The sequence below is a fragment of the Bradyrhizobium vignae genome (assembly GCF_004114425.1).
In the GTDB taxonomy this organism is placed as follows: Bacteria; Pseudomonadota; Alphaproteobacteria; order Rhizobiales; family Xanthobacteraceae; genus Bradyrhizobium; species Bradyrhizobium vignae.
In genome coordinates this window covers 205,061-227,032 of sequence record NZ_RDQF01000006.1, presented here as the reverse complement: position 1 = coordinate 227,032, position 21,972 = coordinate 205,061, and the positions used below count along the sequence as shown (strand labels likewise).

The following is a 21,972-nucleotide window of genomic DNA, read 5'->3' as shown; positions in this document are numbered from 1 at the left end:
ATCGCGAAACCTTGCGCCGACTACCACCTCCAGCTGACCTCGTGGCTCCAGGGTGGATCGGCGCCCGGACGGGTGCAAGTGAGGCCGGCGCAATTGGCCGCGAAGGACAGCGCGCGGCGAAGCTCGTCGGCACCGACGTCCTTCAAGGCTTGCCGGGCAATGCGCCCCTGCTTGTGCAGAGCGAACAACAATGCCGCCTGAAAGCTGTCGCCCGCGCCGATGGTGTCGGCGACCTCGACTTTGGGGGCGGCGACTTCGATCTGCCCCGCCCCTGCATGCCAAGCGACGGCGCCATGGTTGCCCCTGGTGACGACGACGAGGCTCGTGCCCTGCGCGAGCAGCGCGCTCGCGCGCTGCTGATAGGGCTCGTCGCCAAAGAGATAGGCGAAATCGACGTCCGACATCTTGATGAGATCAGCATGCCCAGCGAACTCCGCCATGCGGGCGAGATAGGCCGGCTTGTCCTTGACGAGATTCGGTCGGCAGTTCGGATCGAAGGAGATGGTCGAGAACGCGCGCGCATCCGCGATCAGAGCTGTGGTCTCCGCCGCGCCCCGGTCGTTGACCAGCGTGGTCGAGCCGACATGGAGAGCTTCAACCGTGTCGAGCGGAATTGTCCCGCGTCGGTACGTCCAGTTCCGCGTCGCCGTCTCGGCATCGTAGAACGCGTAGTGCGACTCGCCCGCGACGATGCGGACGAAGGCGAGCGTGGTCTGGTGATCGCTGCGGGTGGCAAGACCGAGGTCGACGCTGGAGGCGGTTGCATGATCGGCGATCATCCGCCCGAACAGGTCGGTCGAAACGCCGCCGACGAAGCCGGTCGGCGCGCCGAGCCGCGCCATACCGATCGCGACGTTGAGACAGGAGCCGCCGACGGCGGGCATAACGGCCTCGCGACCTTCCGCATTTCGCGTCGGCACGAAATCGATCAGCGCATCGCCGCAGGCAATCAGCATGTCTTTCAACCTCTCGCGACGCTGCGCATCGCCGCGCGGCTCCCCTGGTCGACCTCTCGCAGCAGCTTGTAGACCTCGCGCTTGCGGGCATGAAACGCCGCCATCTCGGGCGCGGTCGGCTCGCTCTTGCGTCCCAGCGCCGACATTTTGGCCATGGTCTGGCCGATGTTGGCATAGGCACCGCCGGCGACGGCGCCGAGCATGGCGGCGCCGAGCAGCACCGGCTCCTTCGTCTGCGGCAGCGCGACGGTAAGGCCGGTCGTGTCGGCCATGATCTGCCGCACCAGCGGACTCCGGCTGGCGCCGCCGCCCATGATCATGATGTTCGAGCGCACGCCATGAGCGGCAAAAGCCTCGATCACCTCGGCGAGCCCATAGGCAAGACCGCAGAGGCCGGCGACGAACAACCGCTCCATCGAACCGATGTCGGTGTCGAGATCGAGGCCGGCGATCACCGCGCGCGTGTCCGGGTCGGCATAGGGCGAGCGGTTACCGATGAATTCCGGCAGGACGTGGACGTCACGCGCCAGCAGCGCAGCGCGACTGGCATCGCCTGCGCGCGCGATGATTCGGCGCTCGAGGAAGTCGATGAGATCGAGGCCCTCGCTGCGCGCGACCGCGCTCACCTCGCCGAAACCGGGGTGCGACTTGAGGAGATGGTCGATCGCCGCGCCCGCCGCCGACTGGCCACCCTCGTTGAGCCAGAGGTCCGGGACCATGCCGGAATAATAAGGCCCCCACACGCCTTGCACGAAGCATGGCTCCTTCGTCGTCGCCATGATGCACGCCGACGTTCCCATGATGTAGGCGAGACGGTCGCAGACGTCGGTCACCTCGCCCGCCCCATCGCGTCCGCCGATCGCCCCGACGCCGCCGGCGTGGGCGTCGATCAGTGAGGCGCCGACCGGCGTGCCCGGTGACAGGCCGAGTTCAGCCGCGGCAGTTCGGGTCAGCCCTGCCCCAAGCCGCGTGCCGGGGGCGACGATCTCGATGCCGATGCGCGCATAATTCTCGGCGACAAAGTCGGACAGACCAATGCGCTTGAAGAATGGCGCGCTCCAGCCGCCGCCCTCGTGGGCGAGGTAGTTCCACTTGCAGGTGACCGTGCAGGTCGAACGCTGCAGCGAGCCGGTCGCGCGCCAGGTCAGGTAGTCCGCGAGATCGAAGAAATGGCCCGCTGCGTCAAAACTCGTGCGCAGATGCCGCTTCAGCCACAGCAGCTTCGGCATTTCCATCTCGGGTGAGATCGAGCCGCCGACATAGCGCAGCACCGCATCCTCGGTCTCGTTGATCAGCCGCGCCTCGGCGATGGCGCGATGGTCCATCCAGACGATGACGTTGCGCTGCCTGTCGCCGGATCCACTGACGGTGAGCGGCTCGCCATGCCGATCGAGGACAACCAAGGAACAGGTAGCGTCGAAGCCGATACCGCCGACGCTATCGGGCGTAATGCCAGCCTCCGCCATAGCCGCGCGCACCGATGCCGCGCAGGCCTCCCAAATGTCCTGTGACGACTGCTCGACGATATCGCCGGCCTCGTGCCACACCCGGATCGGATGACGCGCCATCGCGAGCAGCGTGCCAGCCTCGTCAAATACCCCTGCCCGCGTGCTCGTGGTCCCTACATCGACGCCGATATACGCTCGCGGCATTGTCGCTCCCGGTCGCTTCGTCAGTCTCGACGGGAGCCTACCAGCAAGTGTAGCCGCCATCCACCAGCACGATGCTGCCGGTCATCAGGCTCGCGGCCTCCGACGAGAGGAACAGCACGACGGAAGCGATCTCCTCGACCTGCCCCATCCGCGCCATCGGGGTTCCGCCGATCCAGGCGTCGTACATCTTGGGATTGCTCTTTACGAAGGCGTTGAGCGGCGTCTCGATGTAGGTCGGGGCCACCGCATTGACGCGGATGCCGCGCGCGCCCCATTCGGCGGCGAGCGACTTGGTCAGATGGTGCACGGCAGCCTTGGAGGCGTTGTAGAAGCACTGCTCCTGCGGCTTGTTGACGATGAAGCCGCTCATCGAGCCGACATTGACGATGGCGCCGCTTCCAGCCTTCAGCATGTGCTTGCCGAACTCGCGGCAGCACCAGAACGTGCCGTTGAGATTGACGTCGATGACGTTGAGCCAGTGCTCGTCGGTGACGGTCTCCGCGGGCGTCTCGCTGCGGGCGATGCCGGCATTGTTGACGAGGATGTCGACCTTGCCGTGGCGGGCGACGAGGTCGTTCGCGACTTCGGCCACACGGTTGGTATCGGTGACGTCCATGACCGCGGTCTCGACGTCAAGACCCTTTGCCTTCAGGCTGGCTTTCCCGCTGTCAGCGACCTTGCCGTCACGGTCGCCGATGATGACCCGGGCGCCGGCCTCGGCCAGCGCCTCGGCGCAGCCAAGGCCGATGCCCTGCCCGCCGCCGGTAATGAACGCGGTCTTGCCGTTCAGCTTGAATTTTTCCAGGTACATGATCGTCTTTCCGTTTTCTTGCCGTTTCTTGTCAGCTCCGAAGAGCGTTGCCGTTCTCGTCGAAGCGGTGGATGCGCGCGGGGTCCGGCACCAGCGATACGCGGTCACCGGCGTGCAGACTCAATTCGCCGATGTAGCGCGCCGTCAGCATGCCGAGCGCGCCGGCATCGACGTAAAGGAAGGTGTCGCTACCGAGATGCTCGGCCACTGCGATAGTGCCCTGCCAGCCGCCAGCGCCGTCGCGCTCGATTTTCAGGTGCTCCGGCCGGACGCCGATCGTCGCTGCCCCCTTGTGCAAAGCAGGCTCGCCGGTGACGAAATTCATCTTGGGCGAGCCGATGAAGCCGGCGACGAAGAGATTGGCGGGCCGCTCGTAAAGCTCCAACGGTGAGCCATATTGTTCGATCTTGCCGCCGTTGAGCACGACGATCTTGTCGGCCATGGTCATGGCTTCGACCTGGTCATGGGTGACGTAGATCGCGGTGGTGCCGAGTTGCTTCTGCAGCCGCGTCACCTCGATGCGCATCTGCACGCGCAGCGCCGCGTCGAGATTGGAGAGCGGTTCGTCGAACAGAAACGCCTTGGGCTCGCGCACGATGGCGCGGCCGATCGCGACCCGCTGGCGCTGGCCGCCGGATAGCTCGCGTGGCTTGCGATCGAGATAGGGCGTGAGGTTGAGCGTCGCGGCGGCGGCCTCGACCTTGCGGTTGATCTCGTCCTTGGCAAGGCCGGCCATCTTGAGGCCGAAACCGATATTGCCGCGCACGCTCATATGCGGATAGAGCGCGTAGGACTGGAACACCATCGACAGCCCCCGTTTTGCCGGCGGCGTGTCGACGACGTTCTTGCCGTCGATCAGGATCTTGCCGCCGCTGACGTCCTCGAGCCCCGCAATCAGCCGCAGCAGTGTGGTCTTGCCGCAGCCGGAGGGACCGACGAACACAACGAAGGACCCATCGGCGATATCGAGGTCGGCCCCCTTGATGATGTGCACCGGGCCGAAGGATTTTTGTACGCCCTGAAGTGTGATCTGACCCATGATCCCCCTCTACTTCACCGCGCCGAAGGTGAGCCCGCGCACGAGCTGCTTCTGACTGAACCAACCGAGGACGAGAATGGGTGCGATCGCCAGCGTCGAGGCCGCCGACAGCTTGGCCCAGAACAATCCTTCCGGGCTCGAATAGGAGGCGATGAACGTGGTGAGTGGCGCGGCGCTCGAGGTCGACAGATTGAGCGTCCAGAACGCCTCGTTCCAGGCCAGGATCAGGTTCAGCAGCAAGGTTGAGGCGAGTCCCGGGATCGCCATCGGGGTCAACACGTAGATGAGCTCACGGCCGATGGTGGCGCCATCCATGCGTGCGGCCTCCAGAATGTCGCGCGGAATCTCCTTGAAATAGGTGAACAGCATCCAGATGACGATCGGCAGGTTTCCGAGGCACAGGATAAAGACGAGGCCGATGCGAGAATCGAGAAGGCCGAAGGACTTGTAGATCAGGTAGATCGGCACCAGCACGCCGACCGGCGGCATCATCTTGGTCGAGAGCATCCAGAGCAGGACGTCCTTGGTACGTTTGGTCGGCGAGAACGCCATCGACCACGCCGCGGGAATGGCGATCAACAGTGCAATCAGCGTCGAGCCGCCGGCGATGATGATCGAGTTCATGGCGTGGTGCAGATAGTCGCTGCGCTCCTGCACGGTAGCGTAGTTTTCCATGGTCCAGTGGAAGAACAGGAACGATGGCGGTACCGCGAATGCCTCGAGTTCGGTCTTGAAGCTCGCCAGCCCCATCCACAGAATCGGGAAGAAGATCAGGAAGCCGAACAGCCAGGCCGCCGCCGTCGATATCGCCACCCGCCGCGTCGTCGCCATCCGTGCCATGTCAGGCCTCCAAATTGCGGCCCACGATACGGACCAGGAAGAAGGCGACGACATTGGCGATCACCACCGCGACGAGGCCGCCCGCGGAGGCGCTGCCGACGTCGAACTGGATCAACGCCTGCGAATAGATCAGGAACGCGATGTTGGTGGTTTGCAAGCCCGGCCCGCCGCCGGTGGTGACGAAGATCTCGGCGAATACGGTGAGCAGGAAGATCGTCTCGATCAGGATCACCACCGTGATGGGCCGCGCGAGGTGCGGCAGCGTGACGTAGATGAAGGTCGAGACCGCGCTGGCGCCGTCCATCTCGGCGGCTTCCTTCTGCTCCTCGTCGAGCGATTGCAGCGCCGTCAGCAGGATGAGCGTCGCGAACGGCAGCCATTGCCACGTCACGATCAGGATGACGGCAAGCAGCGGTACATCGTTGAACCAATCAATCGGCGTAAGGCCGAACAGCGAAGTGAGCCAGGCGAACAATCCCGACACCGGATGCATCAACAGGTTCTTCCAGACCAGCGCGCTCACCGTCGGCATCACGAAGAACGGGGCGATCACCATCAGCCGCACGAAATTGCGCCCGATCACGGGCTGGTCCATCAGCAGCGCCAGGGGAATGCCGAGCAGGATGGTCAGCGCCAGCACGGAGCCAACGAGCACCAGCGTATTCTGGAGCGAGGCCAGGAAAGCGGGATCGGTGAGGAAGTAGCGGAAGTTTTCCAGGCCGACGAACGATTCCGAGCCGGGGTCGAGCAGGCTGTAATGCAGTGTCGAGAAGTAGATCGTCAGGGCGAGCGGGACGATCATCCAGATGAAGAGCAGCCCGACCGCAGGTGTCAGCAGCGAGCGCGCAAGAAACTGCGTCTGCCGGGTTGCCATCCTGACTTCTCCTCTTGGGGAAGAAGGCGGCCATCCATCCGGGGACGGACGAATGGCCGCGAGTCTGAGCTCAGGAGGAAGAGCTCGGGTTCATTTGATGTAGCCGGCGCGCTTCATCTCGCGCTCGGTTGCGGATTGGGCGGCCGAGAGCGCCGCGTCGACGGTGGTGGAGCCCGCGAGCGCCGCGGAGAATTGCTGGCCCACCTGGGTGCCGATGCCCTGGAATTCTGGGATCGCGGCGTATTGCACACCCACGTAGGGAACGGGCTTCACCGTCGGCTTGTTGGGATCAGCGGCGTCGATCGAGGCCAGCGTCAGCTTGGCGAACGGCGCGACCTTCAGATAGTCGGGGTTCTGGTAGAGCGAGGTGCGCGTGCCCGGCGGCACGTTGGCCCACCCCTCCTTCGATGCCACAAGCTTGGTGTAGTCCTTGCTGGTTGCCCAGGCGATGAACTTCTCGGCGGCTTCCGTCTTCTTGGAGCCGGCGGGGATTGCGAGATTCCAGGCCCACAGCCAGTTGGCGTTCTTGCCAAGTCCGGTGTTGGGCGCGAGCGCGAAACCGACCTTGTCGGCGACCATGGAGTCCTTCGGGTTGGTGACGAAGGACGCCGCGACCGTGGCGTCGATCCACATCGCGCATTTGCCGGCGTTGAACAGTGCCAGATTCTCGTTGAAACCGTTGGAACTCGCGCCGGGCGGGCCGGCTTCCTTCATGAGATTGACGTAAGTCGTCAGCGTCGCCTTCCATTCCGGCGTGTTGAACTGCGGCTCCCACTTCTCGTCGAACCAGCGCGCGCCGTAGGAATTGGCCATCGCCGACAGGAACGCCATGTTCTCACCCCAGCCGGCCTTGCCGCGCAGGCAGATCCCGTAGACGCCAGCGCTCTTGTCCGTGAGCTTCTTGGCGGCGTCGACGACGAAATCCCAGGTCGGCTTTTCCGGCATCTTCAGGCCGGCCTTCTCGAACAGATCGGTGCGGTACATCACCATCGAGCTCTCGCCGTAGAACGGCGCGGCGTAGAGCTTGCCGTCGAACGAGACCGCATCCTTGATCTTGGGCAGGAGGTCGGCGACGTCGTAATCGGCGCCGAGATTGGCCAGCGGCACCAGCCAGCCCTTCTTGGCCCAGATCGGCACCTCGTAGGTACCGATGGTGAGGACGTCGAACTGGCCGCCCTTGGTGGCGATGTCGGTGGTGACGCGCTGGCGCAGCACGTTCTCCTCCAGCGTCACCCATTTTACGGTGATATCAGGATTCTTCTTGGTGAATTCCCCCGTCAGCCCCTGCATGCGGATCATGTCACCATTGTTGACGGTGGCGATGGTCAGGGTCGTTTCGGCCATCGCGGGGACGGCCAGCAGCAGGCAAGACGCGCCGCAGACGGCGCCCAGGACGTGTTTCACGGTGACCTCCCTAAGAGTCGCGTTTTGAGCATATGCCCACGCGTTGAGCGTATGTTCAGCCCAAGGAAGACAGTTGTCAAGCAGGCGCGCGAGCGTTCAAGCAACTTATGAGTGCTGCGGTGCGGGAGGGACGAGGTGTCGCTTCACTCATAGCCGTCATACCCCGCGAAGGCGGCGCATCCAGTACTCCGCGTCGTCTATTGATTTGCCTCAAGTGGGCCCGCGGCGTAATGGATCGTCCGCCTTCGCGGACGATGACAGCGGTGTGGGCAGAGGGACTTCCCGCCTCGTATGCACGCCGGAGGCGTAAACGCCCTATCGCTCCAAGATCGCCCTTGCTGTCGCCTCGTCCGTGATCAGCCCATTGATCAACCGCCCGTTCAGTGCCGCAGCGATCGCCGCCACTTTGGCGGCGCCAACCGCGGCGCCGATCGTCGTGGTCTTCGCCGGCACTTCCGGCGGAATGCTGGTGAGGCGCTTGTTGGTGCCGGCCTTGAGCAGGCGGCCCTTGGCATCATATGCCCAGCCCGTGATCTCGCCGATGGCCCCCAGACGCATCATCTCGAACAATTCGTCCCGGGTGACGAAACCGTCGATATGCACCTGCGCCTTCTGGTCCATCTGACCGATGCCGACGAGGCGCAAATCCGCCTTGGCCGCGACTGCCTTCACCTTCGCGATCGGCTCGATGCGCACCATCCTATTGCGCTCGTCCTCCGACGACATCAGGAACGGCAGCGGCATCGGATAGTGCCGCGCCCCGGTGCGGTCGGCGAGCCGGCCGACGGTATCGTAGAAGCTGGCCGAGCCGTCGGCGGAGATATTGCCCACCAGCGAGACGATCTGGTGATTGGGCCGGTCGATCGGCGTGACGCGCTCGACCGCGGCGCGCACGGCCCGGCCGGTGCCGAGCGCGACGATGACCGGCGTCTCCGAGCGCAGCGTCGCATCGAGCAGATTGGCGCAGCGCTCGGCGATGCCCGCATTGGCCTGCGGCGCGACAGGATCTGCCGGCACCACCTCGCAATGAACGAGCTTGAACCGCTCCTTCAGACGCGCCGCCAGCTCCATGCAGGCGGCGATCGGATGTTCGAGCCGGAAGGTGATGAGACGTTCGGCAAGGCACAGCGAGACCAGCCGCTGCGCCGAAGCGCGCGAGACCTGGAGCATCTTTGCGATCTCGTCTTGAGTGTGGCCGGCAATGAAGTAAAGCCAGCCGGCGCGCGCAGCGTCGTCGAGTTTCGACTTGTCGTTCTCGGCCGCCATGCGGGGCTCACACCTTCCAGAAATCGCTCATGCGCGCGAAGACCCGATCGGCCCCGGCGGCGGACAATATAGCGTGGCCGTCGCCGGTGCGATAATGGCCGCCGCCGACAAATCCCCAGACGGTCATTCCGGCCGCCTTGCCCGCCTGCACACCGCTGACGCTGTCCTCGATCACCAGCGTGCGTGAGGGCGGCGAGCGCATGTTCTCGGCCGCATGGAGAAAGAGATCGGGCGCCGGCTTACCGTGCCTGACCATCTGCGCGGTGTAGAGCCGATCGCCGAAATGTGCGCGAAGACCGGTGACGTCGAGCGAGAGCGATACGCGGTCGATGTCGCTGGACGAGGCCACGCAGAACGGCACGGTCAGCTCCGAGATCACCGCCTCCACCCCGGGGATCGGCTCGAGCGAGGCAGCAAACGTCTCCAGCACATGTGACTTCAATCGCGGCAGGAAGCCATCCGGCACGATCTGGCCGAGATCGCGGTAGTGCTGCTCGATCGCCTTGGTGCTGCGTCCAAGAAACAGTTCGAGCGCTTGCTCCTCGCTGAGCGCGAAACCGAACTCGGCCAGCACCTCGGACAGGCAGCGGCAGCTCAAGAGCTCGCTGTCGACGAGCACGCCGTCACAATCGAAGATGATCAGATCGGGTTTTGGCCGGCCTTGGTCCATCCGGCCATTCGATCATATACTCAGCAGGTGAGCAATAGCTCAGAAGCCGATGTTGAATCATGGGATCGCCGGGGAGATCTTCGAGGATTCCCAGCCGGCCTCTCGTTGCTCGCAATCCGTCGCCGACATCTGCCTTCCACATCAAAGACGCCGAACAGATATCTCACCGGTGCGGTTCCGACTTTGTCGCCGCACAAACAATGCATCCGGCCGGAGGCGCGTTTGCGCTATCGCAACGTCCCGCTGGTCCTTCCGCCCTAACGTGGATCAATTGAGTTCCAGGCGACGATATGAGCGATGCACAAATCGGGCCGATGACCGCGCCCCCACTATCATCGCATTCGCCATCGCGCTCCGGCGAATGGGGGTGCTATCGACGGTGGCAACGGTCTCGGCGATGAGCCTTTCGGTTGCCATCGCCGTGGTGCTCTTCACGACGCATAATCGTCGGGCGTCGCAGCCCATTCCGGCAACAGAGCGCTTCGGCTCATCGCCGTAACGCGGTAAAGTTCGCTACCGCACACGACCCAATGAGTTCGCTATGCCTGAGATCATCAATCTTGGTGGGCTGCAGCTGACTTTTCTCCGGAGCAAGGACGACACTGCCGGCGCTCTCGATCTGTTCGAGATGACCCTCCAGCCGAACGCGCGAATGCCGATCCCTCACTATCACGATCGTTGGGACGAAACGATCTATGGACTAAGCGGCGTCTCGACCTGGCGGATCGATGGAATGGACGTCGACGTGGCGCCGGGCGAGACCGCGTTCATCAAGCGCGGCGTGGTGCACGGCTTTACAAATCGTTCAGCCCGGCCGGCGACCTGCCTGTGCATACTCACCCCCGGCGCGCTTGGTCCTAAATATTTCAAGGAAATGGCGGTCCTGCTCGCCGCCGGCACGCCCGATCCGGCAAAGATGAAGGAGACGATGCTGCGCTACGGATTGGTACCAGTGCTGCAGTCTTGAGCTGTTTACGACGCAGTAGCGGGCTGGCCGCATGGAACGCAGCGGAATGCGGGACAGTCTCGCCGAGCGGACAGAACCCGGAATGCGCTTCACTCCATCCGGGCGACGACGGCCTCATCGCCGCTGGTTATAGACATCGATGCACACCGCACCGAGCAGCACCAGGCCCTTGATGACCTGTTGATAGTCGATGCCGATGCCGAGGATGGACATGCCGTTGTTCATCACGCCCATGATCATGGCGCCGACGACGGCGCCGCCGACCCGCCCCACCCCGCCATAGGCCGAGGCACCGCCGATGAAGCAGGCGGCGATGACGTCGAGCTCGAAGCCGAGGCCGGCCTTGGGCGTCGCGGTGTTGAGGCGCGCGGCGAAGACGAGGCCGGCGAGGGCGGCGAGCACGCCCATGTTGACGAAGGTCAGGAAGGTCAGCCGCTCGGTCTTGATGCCCGACAGGCTTGCCGCCTTGGCGTTGCCGCCGACCGCATAGATCTGCCGGCCGATCACGGTGCGACGGGTCACGAAACCGTAGAGCGCGATCAGCGCGGTCATGATCACCAGCACGTTGGGCAGGCCGCGATGCGATGCGATCAGATACGTGAAATAGAGCACGGCGCACGCCAGCAGGATGCTCTTGCCGAGGAAGAAAGCGTAGGGCTCGACCTCGATGCCGTGCGATTGCTCGCGCGACCTGCCCTTGGTGCTGGCGTAGACGAGACCGAGCGCGAGCACCGCCCCCATCAGCATGGACGTCGGGTGTAGCGTGCCGGCCTCGGGCAGCAGCTCCGGAATGAAGCCGGAGGACAATTTCTGGAAGGTCGGCGGGAACGGGCCTAGCGACTGGCCCTGCAACACCGCCAGCGCCAGCCCCTTGAACACCAGCATCCCCGCCAGGGTGACGATGAAGGACGGAATCTTGAAATAGGCCACCCAATAGCCTTGTGCGGCGCCAATGGCGGCACCGACCAGCAGGCAGGCGATGAAGGCAAGCGTGTAATCGACCTTGTGGGTCACCATGAGAACAGCGGCGACAGCGCCGATGAAGCCCGCGACCGAGCCGACCGAGAGGTCGATATGGCCGGTGACGATCACCAGCAGCATGCCGAGCGCCATGATGACGATGTAGCTGTTCTGGAGCACCAGATTGGTGAGGTTGAGCGGCTGCAGCAGCGTGCCGCCAGTCACGACCTGGAAGAACAGCATGATCGCGACCAGCGACATCAGCATGCCGTAGTTGCGCAAATTGTTCTTGATGAAGCTGCCGTGCCGGCGCTCCTCGGGCAGCGACACCGTCTTGTCGGTCATGGCTGCGATCCTCCCATCTCCGCGGCCGCTGGCGCGGCGTTCCCAATGCTTCGTTCGTTGCGCATGATGGCGCGCATGATCTTCTCCTGCGTCGCCTCCGATCCCCTGAACTCCCCAACAAAGGCACCGTCGTTCATGACGCAGATGCGGTCGCAGATGCCGAGCAGCTCGGGCATTTCCGAGGAGATCACCACGACGCCGCGGCCCGCTTCCGCGAGCTCGTTGATGATACAGTAAATCTCGTATTTGGCACCGACATCGATACCCCTCGTCGGCTCGTCCAGGATGAGAACCTTGGGGTCGGTCATCAGCCATTTGGACAGCACGACCTTCTGCTGATTGCCGCCGGAGAGCTGGCCGGTCTCCTGGTAGACGTCGGAGCAGCGGATCCGCATCCTGCTGCGGTAGTCGCTGGCGACCTTCAGCTCGGCGATGTCGTCGATCACGCGGCCGGGCGCGACCTGGTCGAGGCTCGCAAGCGTGATGTTCTTGCGGACATCGTCCGCGAGGATCAGGCCGAGCTGCTTGCGGTCCTCGGTGACATAGGCGAGGCCGGCGTCGATCGCCGCGGCGACGCTCGGCAGGGCCATCTCCCTGCCCTCGAGGCGGAGGCTGCCGCTGATATTGGTGCCCCAGGAACGGCCGAACAGGCTCATCGCGAATTCGGTCCGGCCGGCGCCCATCAGGCCGGCGATGCCCACGACCTCGCCGCGCCTGACACTGAAATTGACGTTCTTGATCACCTGCCGCTCGGGATGAATGGGGTGATAGACCGACCAGCTCGCGACATCGAGCACGGGCTCGCCGATCTTCACGCTGCGCTCCGGGAAACGATGCGCCATATCGCGATTGACCATGCTGCGGATGATGCGGTCTTCCTGGATCGGCTCGGCATGGCAGTCGATGCTATCGACGGTGCGGCCGTCGCGCAGTACGGTGATGTGGTCGGCGACCTTGGCGACCTCGTTCAGCTTGTGCGAGATCAGGATCGAACCGATGCCCTGCTCGCGGAACGCCTTCAGGCGTTCGAGCAGCGCGGCGCTGTCGGCCTCGTTGAGGCTCGCGGTCGGCTCGTCCAGGATCAGCATCCGCACGCGCTTGGACAGTGCTTTGGCGATTTCCACGAGCTGCTGCTTGCCGACTCCGAGATCGGTGATCAGTGTATCAGGCGATTCCCTTAGGCCGACCTGCGCCAGCAGCTCGCGCGTGCGCCGGTACACTTCGTCACGATCGATCACGCCGAGCTTCGACGGCGGATGCGACAGGAAGATGTTTTCCGCGATCGACATCAGCGGGATCAAGGCCAGTTCCTGGTGGATGATGATGATGCCGAGCGCCTCGGAATCGTTGATGTCGCGGAAACGGCGCTCCTCGCCCTCGAAGACAATTGTGCCCTCGTAGCTGCCGTGCGGATAGACGCCGCTCAGCACCTTCATCAGCGTCGACTTGCCGGCGCCGTTCTCGCCGACGAGGGCGTGGATCTGCCCGGCATGAACAGAGAAGTTGACGTCGCGCAGCGCCTGTACACCGGCAAAGCTCTTGCTGACGTTGCGCATCTCCAGCATGGCGGTCATTGGCTTTGGTGTCCCTTGCTTACTTCGCCTCTCGCCGCGCGCGGGGAGAGATTGAATGATATCACTGCATCCACATCGTCATTGCGAGCGCAGCGAAACAATCCAGACTATTTCCGCGGCGGCAGACTGGATTGCTTCGCTGCGCTCGCAATGACGGAGTGCATAGCAACCATTGCCCGTGTGGAAACCCTACTCCCCGCAAGCGGCCGCAAGCGGGGGAGAGGGGAAAGAGAGAGTCTTACTGGAACTGCGACTTCTTGTAGTAGCCGCTGTCGACCAGCACCTTCTCCCAATTGTCCTTGTACACCACGACCGGCTTGAGCAGATAGGACGGCACGGTCTTGACGCCGTTCTCATAGGTCTTGGTGTCGTTGACGGTGACCTCCTTGCCGGCAAGCGCGGCGTCGACCATGTCGGCGGTCACCTTGGCGAGGTCGCGGGTGTCCTTGAAGATGGTCGAATACTGGTCGCCGCGCAGCATGGCCTTGATCGAGGGCACTTCGGCGTCCTGGCCCGAGATAACAGGCATCGGCTGGTCGGCACTGCCATAGCCGACGCCCTTCAGCGAGGAGATGATGCCGATCGAGATGCCGTCATAAGGCGACAGTACGGCGTTGATCTTCTTGTTGCCGTAGTAGGCACTGAGCAGGTTGTCCATGCGGGCCTGCGCCGTGGCGCCGTCCCAGCGCAGGGTTGCGACCTTGTCCATGCCCATCTGGCCGGAGACGACGACGAGCTTGCCGCTGTCGATATACGGCTTCAGCACGCTCATCGCGCCGTTATAGAAGAAGTAGGCGTTGTTGTCGTCGGGCGAGCCGCCGAACAGCTCGATGTTGAAGGGACCCTTGCCTTCCTTGAGGCCGAGCCCCTTTTCGATCGACTGCGCCTGGAGCACCCCGACCTGGAAATTGTCGAAGGTCGCGTAATAGTCGACGTTCGGCGTGCCGCGGATCAGGCGGTCATAGGCGATCACGGTGATGCCCTTGGCCTTGGCTTGCTTGAGCACGTCGGACAGCGTGGTGCCGTCGATCGCGGCGATCACCAGCGCCTTGGCGCCCTTGGTCACCATGTTCTCGACCTGCGAGAGCTGGTTCGGGATGTCGTCCTCGGCATATTGCAGGTCGGTGTTGTAGCCGCGCTCTTTCAGCACCTTGACCATGTTGTTGCCATCGTCGATCCAGCGCGCCGAGGATTTGGTCGGCATGGCGATGCCGACCGTCGCCTTCTGGGCGGAGGCGGGCGCGCCTGCGGCCATCGTGGCAGCACCGGCCAGCGCCAGCGCGAGAAACGTCGTCTTCAGTTTCAACATGTTTCACTCCCTTGTGTTTCACTGTCTTCTTCGTAGCGTCGAGAACGTGGTGGTGGGCTGCCTCTGGTCTCCTATGCGAGCTTGACGTCGGGTTCCGCGCGTCCGCGCGCGGATGCCTCCAGTAGAAAAGTGCAGCCGGCTTGCGGATCGGCGGCGCGCGCGGCCGCGTCCATGTCCTGCCAGGCCGAGGTGACGAGGAGGCGCGACAGATCGGGGCCGACGAAGGCGGGACAGCTTGCCTGTATTGCGGGCACGCTCAACGAGCGTAGGCGCTCGCCTTGCGGAGAATAGACGTCGATCCGGCTCGCCCCCCAGCAGGCATTCCAGATCCTTCCATCAGCGTCGCACACTGAGCCATCAAGGCCGCCGATGCCGCTGTGGCGCAACAGCACCTCCGGCTCGCCGCGCGGCAGGCCGGTCGCAGGATTGAGCGGCACGGCATAGAGCACGTCGCGCGGAGTGTCGGTGAAATAGCCGGTGGCGCCGTCAGGCGAGAAGCAGATCGAATTTGGAATGCTGATGCCCGGAAACAGCGTCGAGATCCTCCCCCGATGGAGCGCGTAGATCGCGCCCGCCTGCGGCTCGGCCCTCTTGCCCATGGTGCCGATCCAGAACGTGCCTGATTGATGCACGCGGCAATCGTTTGAGCGCGTCGCCGGATTGTCCGTTTCGAGCGGACAGAACAGTGTCATCGCGCCGTCGGCGAGCGTTCGAATGTAGAGCCCGTCCTCCGCGACGATCAACTGGCGTTCGGCATCGATGCGTCCGAGCGCGCTCGCCATCCGGTCGAGTGCGTGGACACGAACGCCGCCGCTGCCGATCCGAGCCTCGAACAGCAGCCCTTCACGGATGTCGAACCACCAGGCCGTATCGGTGGTCACGTCATAGGTCGGACCTTCGCCGAGATGGCAAGGATGGTGCGACAGGACAGTGGTTGGCACCTGTTCCATCATGGCGACCTCGCCGAAAATCGATAAACCGTGTGATGGCGATACGTCCCGCCGGGATCAAGGCGCGGGCTCGGGAAGTCCGGCCGGTTCGGCGCATCAGGCCAGATGTGTGGCTCCAGGCACATCGCGTCCGATTGTCGGATGAGCTTGCCGCCCTTGCCCGAAATGGTGCCGTCGAGATAGTTGCCGGAATAGACCTGGAGTCCGGGCTGATCGGTGAACAGCTCCATGATGCGCCCGGAGCGCGGCGCCTCGAGCCGCGCCGCGAGCGCAAGCTTGCCATCGCGCCCGAGGCAGTAGGTGTGATCGTAGCCCCTGCCGTTTTGCAATTGCTGATCGTTCTCACGGATCCGCTCGCCGACCGGCCGGGCCCTGCGGAAGTCGAACGGCGTGCCGGCAACCGCGCGCGCCGGCTCCGGCAGCGGAATGGCGGTGGCATCAATGGCCAGGAAATGGTCTGCGGCGACGGTCAGCTCGTGATCGAGAATGGACGTTCCCGACGTCGCGCCCTCCAGGTTGAAGAAGCTGTGGTTGGTCAGGTTGACGATGGTCGTTCGGTCCGTCCGCGCCTCCATGACGAGCGACAGTTCGGCTGGACCGGTGACGCGATAGGTCACGCGCACGTCGAGCCGGCCGGGATAGTTCTCTTCGCCATGCGGGCTCGTATAAGTGAGCGTCACCGCGGGCTCGGGGCCCTCCTCGATTGCGGCAATCTCCCAGAGCTTGCGGTCGAAACCATCCAGGCCGCCGTGCAGCGCGTTGGGACCGTTGTTGACGGGAAGCTGCACCGTCTCGCCATGAAGCGAAAACTGCCCCTTGGCGATGCGGTTGGCGTAGCGGCCGACCGTGGCGCCGAAAAACTTTCGTTCGGCGAGGTAGCCGGCAAACGCGTCATGGCCGAGTACGACGTCGTCGTATCCACCTTTGGCATCCGGCGCGATCAGCGCTTGCAACACCGCGCCGTGGCTGATGATGCGCGCCTCGAAGCCGCCCTCCCCGCGCAGCACGACGCGCTCGACCCTGCGGCCATCCGGCAACGTCCCGAAAACGTCTCTCGTGACCTTTGATGCGGCCATGCTCAATCCACAAACGGTTCGACGATCGTGCGCTTGCCAAGCAGGAAGGCGTCGGCGACGAGACGAAGCGGCGTCAGGTCGACGTCGCTTGCGCCGGTCGCCGCGAGCTCGACGAAGCGCCGGTAGAGTGCGCGATATTCCTCATCGGGCGCCTCGGCAAGCACCTTGCCGTCGACAGTCATGCGCGCGCCACCGGTGGACAGAGCCAGCCGGCCCTGATCGGTTTCGACAACGATATCCCAGCTCTGCGGACCGGTCTGGCGGAAATCGAACTCGGCGGTCACAGGCAGACCGTTGATATCCGTCAGTGTCAGGTTCGCCGCGATCGGCGCCTGGCGGTTCGCCGGAAAGGCCAGCTCGGCCGCGGTGACGAACACCGGCTTTGGCAGAATCCTGGTCAGGATCGACAGCGCATTGATACCGGGATCGAACACGCCGAGACCGCCTGGCTCCCAGATCCAGCCCTGCCCGGGATGCCAGACACGGACGTCTTCCTTCCAGCTGATGTGCACGGAGGCGATGCGGCGCTCGGCGAGCCATTGCCGCGCCGGCTCGACCGCCGGCGCATAGCGCGAATGCCAGGTCGCAAACAGTGTCCGCTTCGCACCCGCCGCCATCGCGATCAGCGGATCGAGCTCGGCGACGCCGGTGCCCGGAGGCTTCTCCAGCATGACATGCTTGCCGGCGGCGAGCGCGGCTGCGGCCTGGGCGCGGCGCACCTGCGGCGGCGTGCAGAGCGACACCGCGTCGATCGGCGGACCTTTTTCCAGCAGCTCCTCGACGGTAGCGAAATGCGGCAGATCCGGAAGCGAAGCATTGCGGCTCGCCACCGCCGCGAGCGTCGCGCCCGGGGTCGCCGCGATCGCGCCGACATGCTGGTCGCGCGCGATCTTGCCGAAGCCGACGATGGCGATGCGAAGGTCTGTCACGCTTGTTCTCCAGTATCTGCCGACGGCAGCGGCTCGGCCGGTGCGGTCTCGATCACCGTGCCCTCGTGGCGGCGCATGCCGTTATGAATGACATAGATCATGGCCTCGGAGGCGGCGTCCGCATCGCCCGCGGCGATGGCATCGACGATCTTCTGATGCCAAAGCAGCACGGTGTCGCGGTCCTCCGCCTCGACCGGGGCGCTGAGCAGGAACGAGGCGCGCAGCGCGGCCTCGATGACATGCCCGATCGAGCGCATGAACAGATTGCCGGAGGCGCGCGCCACGGCCACATGAAGCGCGAGATCGGCATCGGCAAAGCCCACCGAGTCGGACGCCTCATGCCGCATGCGCTCCATGCTGCGGCGGAGCTCGGCCAGATCCTCCTCGGACCGCTGCGCCGCTGCGAGCATGGCCGCACGTGGCTCGACCGCGAGACGGATCTCGGCGAGGTCGTTGAGGAAGCGCTTGTCGATGCCGGCATCCAGGTGCCAGGCCAGCACGTCGGCATCGAACATGTTCCAGGCGCCGCGCTCGCGCACGACGGTGCCGACGCGCGCCTTGGTGGTGAGCAGCCCCTTGGCGACCAGGGTCTTGACGCTTTCGCGCAGCACCGGCCGCGACACCCCGAACATCGCGATCATCTCGGCATCACCCGGCAAGCGCGTGCCTTCCGCATAGCGGCCGGCGATGATGTCGACGCCGATCGAACGGGCCACCTCCGCATGATTGGAGTGGGCCCGCCGCGTCGGGATGACGACGATGCGTGAGGTCATGTGGCTGCTCCTGCGCTCTTCCTCACCGTCCGGCGTGCAAGCACGACCAGCCCCTGCTGCAAGGCGATGAAAGCGAACAGCAGCACGCCGGTCGCGATCTTGGTCCACCAGCTCGACAGCGTCCCGTCGAAATTGATGTAGGTCTGGATCAGGCCCTGGATCAGCACGCCGAGGAAGGTGCCGATCACCGAGCCCTGCCCGCCCGTGAGCAGCGTGCCGCCGATCACGACGGCGGCGATGGTGTCGAGCTCGACGCCGACGGCGGAGAGCGAGTAGCCGGCGCTGGTGTAGAAGGAGAAGACGATGCCGGCGATCCCTGCGAGCAGGCTCGACAGCATGTAGATCTTGATCGTCATCTTGCCGACGGCAACGCCCATCAGGCTCGCGGTCGTGCGACTACCGCCGAGCGCATAGACATTGGCGCCGAACCGGGTGAGATGCAACAGCAAGGCGCCGCCGATCACGATCGCGAGCATGATGATGGCGATGGCGGTCAGTCGCCCACCCGCGGGCATCCGTAAGGCGAAGTCCGACACGGTGGAATAGATCGGCGCGGTGATCGGCACCGATTCCGTCGACAGCAAGAAGCTTGCGCCGCGGGCGAGGAACATGCCGGCCAGCGTCACGATGAAGGGCGGCAGGTCGAAGACATGGATGACCGTGCCCATCGCAGCGCCAAAAGCGGCTGACAGCGCGAGGATGGCGACGACGGCGACCAGCGGCGGCACGCCCCAGCGCTCGATCGCCAGCGCAACGAACACGGTGGTGAAACCGATCACCGAGCCGACCGACAGATCGATCCCGCCGGAGATGATGACGAATGTCATGCCGGTCGCGACGATGCCGAGAAAGGCATTGTCGGTGAGGAGATTGCCGACGACGCGGGTGGAGGCAATGTTGGGGAATTGCACCGCGCAAGCTGCGAAGCCCGCGACGAGCACGATGGCGGTGATAAGGACGGGCGGCAGGCCTTTCATGCCTTGGTCCTCCGCAGCCGCGCGGCGATCCCGGCGAGACCGGAGAATTTCGGCGATTGCAGCAGCAGCACGGCGAGCACCACCACCGCCTTGACCAGCAGGTTGAACTCCGGCGGATAGCCCGACAACAGGATGCCGGTGTTCATGGTCTGGATGATCAGCGCGCCCAGCACTGCGAGCACGAGACTGAAGCGGCCGCCGAACAGCGAGGTGCCGCCGATCACCACGGCGAGGATCGCGTCCAGCTCGAGCCAGAGGCCGGCATTGTTGGCATCAGCCCCCATGATATCGGCCGCCGCGATCACGCCGGCGAGCGCGGCGCAGACGCCGCACCAGACATAGACGGCCAGGATCATCGCGCGGGTGCCGACACCGGCGAGCTCGCTCGCCCGTGCATTGCCGCCGGTCGCCTCGATCAGCAGCCCGAGCGCGGAGCCGCGCACGACTGCACCGGTGAGGATCAGCATGCCCAAGGCAATCACGATCGGCACTGGCAGGCCAAGCACCGACCCATTGCCGAGCCAGACAAGATCCGGCGAGGAGAACGTCACGATCCGCCCTTCGGTGATGAGCTGGGCAATGCCGCGACCCGCGACCATCAGGATGAGCGTGGCCACGATCGGCTGCATGCCGAGCACCGCGACGAGAAAGCCGTTCCAGAGGCCGCAGACGAGGCCTGCGCCGAGCGTGGCCGCCAACACCACCGGGAGGCCGTGACCGTCGGCAAGGCTCGCCGCGATCGCACCGCAGATCGCCATGACCGCGCCGACCGAGAGGTCAATGCCACGCGTCGCGATCACCAGCACCATGCCGAGCGAGAGTAGCGCTACCGGCGTGCCGCGGTTGAGCACGTCGATCAGGCTGCCGAACAGACGGCCGTCCTGGAGGCGCAGGTCGAAAAACTGCGGCGACACCACGCGATCGACTGCGAGGATGACGATCAGCGCGAGGATCTGGGCGAGGCCGCGGCGCGGCAGCAGCGCTGTCATGCTCCGGCCTCCTGCATCGCGGCGTCGTCGGCGGCGATGGCGGCGAGAATGTTGCCGACGTCGATCGCCTCGCCCGCGAGCTCTTCGACATGGGCCCGGTCGCGCAGCACGACGACGCGATCCGAATAGGTCACGATCTCATCGAGCTCCGATGAGATCACGAGCAGTGAAAGCCCATCATCGCAGAGCTCGCGGATCAGGCGGATGATTTCGGCATGCGCGCCGACATCGATGCCGCGCGTAGGTTCATCCAGGACGAGGAGCCGCGGTGATGTCGCGAGCCAGCGCGCCAGCAGCACTTTTTGCTGGTTGCCGCCGGAGAGGAGCCCCACCGGGCGTTCGGGATCTGACGGGCGGATGTCGAGCATCTTGACGTAGCGGCGCGCGATTTCATCCTGTTCGCGGCGTGACAGCGGGCGATGCAGGCCGCGCTTGGCCTGGAGCGCGAGCACGATGTTCTCGCGCACGCTGAGCTCGGCAACGATGCCGTCGGTCTTGCGCTCCTCCGGGCAATAGCCAAAACCATGGCGGACGCCGTCGCGCGGTGACTGCAACCGCACCGTCGCGCCTTCCACCCTCGCCTCTCCGCCATCGGCGCGCTCGGCACCGAACACCAGCCGCGCCGTCTCGGTGCGACCCGAGCCGAGCAATCCGGCAAGACCAACGACCTCGCCGTGGCGCAGCTCGAGATTGAAGGGCGCGATATAGCCGGCCTTGCCGTAACCCTTGAAGCTCGCGCAGATCTCGCGCGCCCCATGCTCGGTGGCGGAAGCCCGCACGCTGGTGGTCTCGGCCAGCTCGCGGCCGAGCATCATCCGGATCAATTCCAGCCGCGGCAGCGAGGCGGTCTCGCGCTCGCCGACGAGGCGGCCGTTGCGCAGCACCGTGATGCGGTCGGAGATCTCGTAGACCTGGTCGAGGAAGTGGCTGACGAAGACGATGCCGATGCCACGCTTGGCAAGCTCGCGCATGATGCCGAAGAGGATCTCGACCTCGTGGCGGTCGAGGCTCGCGGTCGGCTCGTCCAGGATCAGCACGCGCGCGGAGAGATCCACCGCGCGGGCAATCGCGGTGACATGCTGGATCGCCACCGAATAATTGCCGAGCGGCGCGGTGACGTCGATATCGAGGCCGAAATCTGCAAGCAACGCCTTGGCGCGGCGACGCATCTCGCCTTCGCGCACGATGCCGAAACGCATCGGTTGGCGGTCGAGGAACAGGTTCTGCGCCACCGAGAGGTTCGGCAGCAGATTGACCTCCTGGTAGACGGTAGCAATGCCGGCCTGGAGCGCCGCCTTGGCCGAGCGCGGCGCGACCTCTTCGCCACCGAGCCTGACAATGCCGGCATCGCGCGGGAATACGCCGGTGACGACCTTGATCAGCGTGGACTTGCCGGCGCCGTTCTCGCCGAGCAGCGCATGAATCTCACCGGCGCGGAGCGTGAAGTCGACCTCCTGCAACGCGCGCACCGCGCCAAAGCTCTTGCTGAGCCCGCGCACCTCCAGCAGCGGCGAAGCAGGATCGGAATTGTTTTCCATCGCGACGTCACTCCCACCGGCGTCCGCTGATGATGCGGACGCCAAGCCTATTCGTTCGCGCAGCGGTTTCGAA

Annotated in this window: 20 protein-coding genes; 1 reads left to right on the top strand and 19 read right to left on the bottom strand. The window is 64.7% G+C overall.

The annotated features are described in order from the left end of the window. Positions 1-20: 20 nt before the first annotated feature. The 9 genes from EAV90_RS07860 to EAV90_RS07820 all read right to left on the bottom strand — a co-directional run bounded on the left by EAV90_RS07860 (position 21) and on the right by EAV90_RS07820 (position 9,512). The gene (locus EAV90_RS07860) at positions 21-956 is read right to left on the bottom strand and encodes a carbohydrate kinase family protein (protein WP_129143079.1); all 936 of its coding nucleotides are present in this window, start codon (positions 954-956) and stop codon (positions 21-23) included. Positions 957-961: 5 nt separating this feature from the next. Beyond that, positions 962-2,608 (bottom strand): FGGY-family carbohydrate kinase, encoded by a 1,647-nt coding sequence (locus EAV90_RS07855; protein WP_129143078.1) that lies wholly within the window; start codon positions 2,606-2,608, stop codon positions 962-964. A 37-nt stretch (positions 2,609-2,645) separates the two neighbouring features. Continuing rightward, entirely contained in the window at positions 2,646-3,419 is a 774-nt protein-coding gene (locus tag EAV90_RS07850) for an SDR family NAD(P)-dependent oxidoreductase (protein WP_129143077.1), read from the bottom strand. 31 nt (positions 3,420-3,450) lie between these two features. Next, positions 3,451-4,458, bottom strand: a complete 1,008-nt coding sequence (locus EAV90_RS07845; protein WP_129143076.1) for an ABC transporter ATP-binding protein — start codon at positions 4,456-4,458, stop codon at positions 3,451-3,453. Between the two features lie 9 nt (positions 4,459-4,467). Next, complete coding sequence (locus EAV90_RS07840) at positions 4,468-5,298, bottom strand: carbohydrate ABC transporter permease (protein WP_129143075.1); 831 nt, start codon at positions 5,296-5,298, stop codon at positions 4,468-4,470. Position 5,299: 1 nt separating this feature from the next. Beyond that, positions 5,300-6,172, bottom strand: a complete 873-nt coding sequence (locus tag EAV90_RS07835) for a carbohydrate ABC transporter permease (protein WP_129143074.1) — start codon at positions 6,170-6,172, stop codon at positions 5,300-5,302. Between the two features lie 90 nt (positions 6,173-6,262). Next, entirely contained in the window at positions 6,263-7,576 is a 1,314-nt protein-coding gene (locus tag EAV90_RS07830) for an ABC transporter substrate-binding protein (protein WP_122404021.1), read from the bottom strand. Between the two features lie 315 nt (positions 7,577-7,891). Beyond that, on the bottom strand, positions 7,892-8,842 hold the full coding sequence (locus tag EAV90_RS07825; RefSeq protein WP_129143073.1) for a sugar-binding transcriptional regulator: 951 nt from the start codon (positions 8,840-8,842) through the stop codon (positions 7,892-7,894). 7 nt (positions 8,843-8,849) lie between these two features. Beyond that, positions 8,850-9,512: an HAD family hydrolase gene (locus EAV90_RS07820; protein ID WP_129143072.1), complete on the bottom strand. Its 663-nt coding sequence runs from the start codon at positions 9,510-9,512 to the stop codon at positions 8,850-8,852. Positions 9,513-10,053: 541 nt separating this feature from the next. Between EAV90_RS07820 and EAV90_RS07810 the strand changes: the two genes are divergently transcribed. Continuing rightward, positions 10,054-10,479 (top strand): cupin domain-containing protein, encoded by a 426-nt coding sequence (locus EAV90_RS07810; RefSeq protein ID WP_122404024.1) that lies wholly within the window; start codon positions 10,054-10,056, stop codon positions 10,477-10,479. Between the two features lie 114 nt (positions 10,480-10,593). Here the strand turns inward: EAV90_RS07810 and mmsB are convergent, their stop codons facing one another. From mmsB to EAV90_RS07755, 10 genes are all read right to left on the bottom strand, one after another. After that, entirely contained in the window at positions 10,594-11,784 is a 1,191-nt protein-coding gene (gene mmsB / locus EAV90_RS07805; protein ID WP_129143071.1) for a multiple monosaccharide ABC transporter permease, read from the bottom strand. After that, positions 11,781-13,358 carry a multiple monosaccharide ABC transporter ATP-binding protein gene (gene mmsA / locus EAV90_RS07800; protein ID WP_122404026.1) on the bottom strand — a complete coding sequence of 526 codons (1,578 nt, stop codon included), beginning with the start codon at positions 13,356-13,358 and terminating at the stop codon, positions 11,781-11,783. Before mmsA ends, mmsB begins: the two co-directional genes overlap by 4 nt. A 238-nt stretch (positions 13,359-13,596) precedes the next feature. Further along, complete coding sequence (chvE, locus tag EAV90_RS07790; protein WP_129143069.1) at positions 13,597-14,667, bottom strand: multiple monosaccharide ABC transporter substrate-binding protein; 1,071 nt, start codon at positions 14,665-14,667, stop codon at positions 13,597-13,599. Positions 14,668-14,738: 71 nt separating this feature from the next. Beyond that, on the bottom strand, positions 14,739-15,617 hold the full coding sequence (locus EAV90_RS07785) for an SMP-30/gluconolactonase/LRE family protein (protein ID WP_164936830.1): 879 nt from the start codon (positions 15,615-15,617) through the stop codon (positions 14,739-14,741). Then, positions 15,617-16,693: an aldose epimerase family protein gene (locus EAV90_RS07780; RefSeq protein ID WP_129143067.1), complete on the bottom strand. Its 1,077-nt coding sequence runs from the start codon at positions 16,691-16,693 to the stop codon at positions 15,617-15,619. Before EAV90_RS07780 ends, EAV90_RS07785 begins: the two co-directional genes overlap by 1 nt. Before the next feature lie 2 nt (positions 16,694-16,695). Then, positions 16,696-17,622, bottom strand: a complete 927-nt coding sequence (locus EAV90_RS07775) for a Gfo/Idh/MocA family protein (protein ID WP_129143066.1) — start codon at positions 17,620-17,622, stop codon at positions 16,696-16,698. Beyond that, positions 17,619-18,395 (bottom strand): FadR/GntR family transcriptional regulator, encoded by a 777-nt coding sequence (locus EAV90_RS07770; RefSeq protein ID WP_122404032.1) that lies wholly within the window; start codon positions 18,393-18,395, stop codon positions 17,619-17,621. The genes EAV90_RS07775 and EAV90_RS07770 overlap by 4 nt, the downstream gene beginning before the upstream one ends. Further along, on the bottom strand, positions 18,392-19,372 hold the full coding sequence (yjfF, locus tag EAV90_RS07765) for a galactofuranose ABC transporter, permease protein YjfF (RefSeq protein WP_129143065.1): 981 nt from the start codon (positions 19,370-19,372) through the stop codon (positions 18,392-18,394). The genes EAV90_RS07770 and yjfF overlap by 4 nt, the downstream gene beginning before the upstream one ends. Further along, positions 19,369-20,361 (bottom strand): ABC transporter permease, encoded by a 993-nt coding sequence (locus EAV90_RS07760; RefSeq protein ID WP_129143064.1) that lies wholly within the window; start codon positions 20,359-20,361, stop codon positions 19,369-19,371. Before EAV90_RS07760 ends, yjfF begins: the two co-directional genes overlap by 4 nt. Then, complete coding sequence (locus EAV90_RS07755; protein WP_129143063.1) at positions 20,358-21,899, bottom strand: sugar ABC transporter ATP-binding protein; 1,542 nt, start codon at positions 21,897-21,899, stop codon at positions 20,358-20,360. Before EAV90_RS07755 ends, EAV90_RS07760 begins: the two co-directional genes overlap by 4 nt. Positions 21,900-21,972: the final 73 nt, after the last annotated feature.

Excerpts from the sequence above, each read along its gene's own strand:
- EAV90_RS07860 (WP_129143079.1), bottom strand. The coding sequence starts at position 956 with ATGCTGATTGCCTGCGGCGATGCGCTGATCGATTTCGTGCCGACGCGA.
- EAV90_RS07855 (WP_129143078.1), bottom strand. The coding sequence starts at position 2,608 with ATGCCGCGAGCGTATATCGGCGTCGATGTAGGGACCACGAGCACGCGG.
- EAV90_RS07850 (WP_129143077.1), bottom strand. The coding sequence starts at position 3,419 with ATGTACCTGGAAAAATTCAAGCTGAACGGCAAGACCGCGTTCATTACC.
- EAV90_RS07845 (WP_129143076.1), bottom strand. The coding sequence starts at position 4,458 with ATGGGTCAGATCACACTTCAGGGCGTACAAAAATCCTTCGGCCCGGTG.
- EAV90_RS07840 (WP_129143075.1), bottom strand. The coding sequence starts at position 5,298 with ATGGCACGGATGGCGACGACGCGGCGGGTGGCGATATCGACGGCGGCG.
- EAV90_RS07835 (WP_129143074.1), bottom strand. The coding sequence starts at position 6,172 with ATGGCAACCCGGCAGACGCAGTTTCTTGCGCGCTCGCTGCTGACACCT.
- EAV90_RS07825 (WP_129143073.1), bottom strand. The coding sequence starts at position 8,842 with ATGGCGGCCGAGAACGACAAGTCGAAACTCGACGACGCTGCGCGCGCC.
- EAV90_RS07820 (WP_129143072.1), bottom strand. The coding sequence starts at position 9,512 with ATGGACCAAGGCCGGCCAAAACCCGATCTGATCATCTTCGATTGTGAC.
- EAV90_RS07810 (WP_122404024.1), top strand. The coding sequence starts at position 10,054 with ATGCCTGAGATCATCAATCTTGGTGGGCTGCAGCTGACTTTTCTCCGG.
- mmsB (WP_129143071.1), bottom strand. The coding sequence starts at position 11,784 with ATGACCGACAAGACGGTGTCGCTGCCCGAGGAGCGCCGGCACGGCAGC.
- mmsA (WP_122404026.1), bottom strand. The coding sequence starts at position 13,358 with ATGACCGCCATGCTGGAGATGCGCAACGTCAGCAAGAGCTTTGCCGGT.
- chvE (WP_129143069.1), bottom strand. The coding sequence starts at position 14,667 with ATGTTGAAACTGAAGACGACGTTTCTCGCGCTGGCGCTGGCCGGTGCT.
- EAV90_RS07785 (WP_164936830.1), bottom strand. The coding sequence starts at position 15,617 with ATGGAACAGGTGCCAACCACTGTCCTGTCGCACCATCCTTGCCATCTC.
- EAV90_RS07780 (WP_129143067.1), bottom strand. The coding sequence starts at position 16,693 with ATGGCCGCATCAAAGGTCACGAGAGACGTTTTCGGGACGTTGCCGGAT.
- EAV90_RS07770 (WP_122404032.1), bottom strand. The coding sequence starts at position 18,395 with ATGACCTCACGCATCGTCGTCATCCCGACGCGGCGGGCCCACTCCAAT.
- yjfF (WP_129143065.1), bottom strand. The coding sequence starts at position 19,372 with ATGAAAGGCCTGCCGCCCGTCCTTATCACCGCCATCGTGCTCGTCGCG.
- EAV90_RS07760 (WP_129143064.1), bottom strand. The coding sequence starts at position 20,361 with ATGACAGCGCTGCTGCCGCGCCGCGGCCTCGCCCAGATCCTCGCGCTG.
- EAV90_RS07755 (WP_129143063.1), bottom strand. The coding sequence starts at position 21,899 with ATGGAAAACAATTCCGATCCTGCTTCGCCGCTGCTGGAGGTGCGCGGG.